General features: G+C 52.4%; 2 tRNA genes and 2 rRNA genes (1 of these 4 cut by a window edge). All 4 read right to left on the bottom strand.

The annotated features are described in order from the left end of the window. Nucleotides 1-218, bottom strand: a 23S ribosomal RNA gene (locus tag AACV31_RS12595); it reaches 2389 nt to the left of the window's first position. Between the two features lie 168 nt (nt 219-386). Then, nucleotides 387-462 (bottom strand) — tRNA-Ala (locus tag AACV31_RS12590). 33 nt (nt 463-495) lie between these two features. Then, nucleotides 496-572: transfer RNA gene (locus AACV31_RS12585), tRNA-Ile, on the bottom strand. A gap of 68 nt (nt 573-640) precedes the next feature. Further along, nucleotides 641-2183: ribosomal RNA gene (locus AACV31_RS12580) — 16S ribosomal RNA — on the bottom strand. The 16S and 23S rRNA genes sit together here with 2 tRNA genes alongside, the layout of an rRNA operon. Nucleotides 2184-2257: the final 74 nt, after the last annotated feature.

Genomic DNA, 2257 nt, shown 5'->3' with positions numbered 1-2257 from the left:
TTTCCTCGGGGTACTTAGATGTTTCAGTTCCCCCGGTTCGCCTCGTTTGACTATGTATTCATCAAACGATGATGCACCGAAGTGCACCGGGTTTCCCCATTCGGACATCGTCGGTTATAACGGTTCATATCACCTTACCGACGCTTTTCGCAGATTAGCACGTCCTTCATCGCCTCTGACTGCCAGGGCATCCACCGTGTACGCTTGTTCGCTTAACCTCACAACCCGAAGAAGTCTTCGTGCTGCGAGTTTGAGAGACTCTGACACACCGCGCATTCCTTATTACGGAGAAATGCAACAGTATGTCTGTTTCAATTTTCAGCTTGTTCCGGATTGTTAAAGAGCAAATACTTCGCAGTATACTCATCGAGTACACTCTGAAGTGATGGTGGAGCTATGCGGGATCGAACCGCAGACCTCCTGCGTGCAAAGCAGGCGCTCTCCCAGCTGAGCTATAGCCCCATCGTAGTTAAACCTCTTCAACTCCTGCGGAGTTGGTAGGCCTGAGTGGACTTGAACCACCGACCTCACCCTTATCAGGGGTGCGCTCTAACCACCTGAGCTACAAGCCTGTAGAGGTTTTGCTTCTTTACTTTCTATCAGACAATCTGTGTGAGCACGCGAGGTTGTATCTTTCAGGTAAGGAGGTGATCCAACCGCAGGTTCCCCTACGGTTACCTTGTTACGACTTCACCCCAGTCATGAATCACAAAGTGGTAAGCGCCCTCCCGAAGGTTAAGCTACCTACTTCTTTTGCAACCCACTCCCATGGTGTGACGGGCGGTGTGTACAAGGCCCGGGAACGTATTCACCGTGGCATTCTGATCCACGATTACTAGCGATTCCGACTTCATGGAGTCGAGTTGCAGACTCCAATCCGGACTACGACGCACTTTATGAGGTCCGCTTGCTCTCGCGAGTTCGCTTCTCTTTGTATGCGCCATTGTAGCACGTGTGTAGCCCTGGTCGTAAGGGCCATGATGACTTGACGTCATCCCCACCTTCCTCCGGTTTATCACCGGCAGTCTCCTTTGAGTTCCCACCATTATGTGCTGGCAACAAAGGATAAGGGTTGCGCTCGTTGCGGGACTTAACCCAACATTTCACAACACGAGCTGACGACAGCCATGCAGCACCTGTCTCAGAGTTCCCGAAGGCACTCCCGCATCTCTGCAGGATTCTCTGGATGTCAAGACCAGGTAAGGTTCTTCGCGTTGCATCGAATTAAACCACATGCTCCACCGCTTGTGCGGGCCCCCGTCAATTCATTTGAGTTTTAACCTTGCGGCCGTACTCCCCAGGCGGTCGACTTAACGCGTTAGCTCCGGAAGCCACGCCTCAAGGGCACAACCTCCAAGTCGACATCGTTTACGGCGTGGACTACCAGGGTATCTAATCCTGTTTGCTCCCCACGCTTTCGCACCTGAGCGTCAGTCTTCGTCCAGGGGGCCGCCTTCGCCACCGGTATTCCTCCAGATCTCTACGCATTTCACCGCTACACCTGGAATTCTACCCCCCTCTACGAGACTCAAGCTTGCCAGTTTCAAATGCAGTTCCCAGGTTGAGCCCGGGGATTTCACATCTGACTTAACAAACCGCCTGCGTGCGCTTTACGCCCAGTAATTCCGATTAACGCTTGCACCCTCCGTATTACCGCGGCTGCTGGCACGGAGTTAGCCGGTGCTTCTTCTGCGAGTAACGTCAATGACTGCGGTTATTAACCACAATCCCTTCCTCCTCGCTGAAAGTACTTTACAACCCGAAGGCCTTCTTCATACACGCGGCATGGCTGCATCAGGCTTGCGCCCATTGTGCAATATTCCCCACTGCTGCCTCCCGTAGGAGTCTGGACCGTGTCTCAGTTCCAGTGTGGCTGGTCATCCTCTCAGACCAGCTAGGGATCGTCGCCTAGGTGAGCCTTTACCCCACCTACTAGCTAATCCCATCTGGGCACATCTGATGGCATGAGGCCCGAAGGTCCCCCACTTTGGTCCGAAGACGTTATGCGGTATTAGCTACCGTTTCCAGTAGTTATCCCCCTCCATCAGGCAGTTTCCCAGACATTACTCACCCGTCCGCCACTCGTCAGCAGAGCAGCAAGCTGCTCTCTGTTACCGTTCGACTTGCATGTGTTAGGCCTGCCGCCAGCGTTCAATCTGAGCCATGATCAAACTCTTCAATTAAAAGTCTGATGCTCAAAGAATTAAACTGTTAGTTCGTAATGAATTAACTGTTGTTCACTTGAGACTTGATATTC

It is taken from the genome of Cronobacter sp. EKM101R (assembly GCF_963888145.1).
Taxonomy (GTDB): domain Bacteria; phylum Pseudomonadota; class Gammaproteobacteria; order Enterobacterales; family Enterobacteriaceae; genus Cronobacter; species Cronobacter turicensis.
The sequence above is the reverse complement of the archived record's forward strand: the minus strand, read 5'-3'. Positions and strand labels throughout refer to the sequence as shown.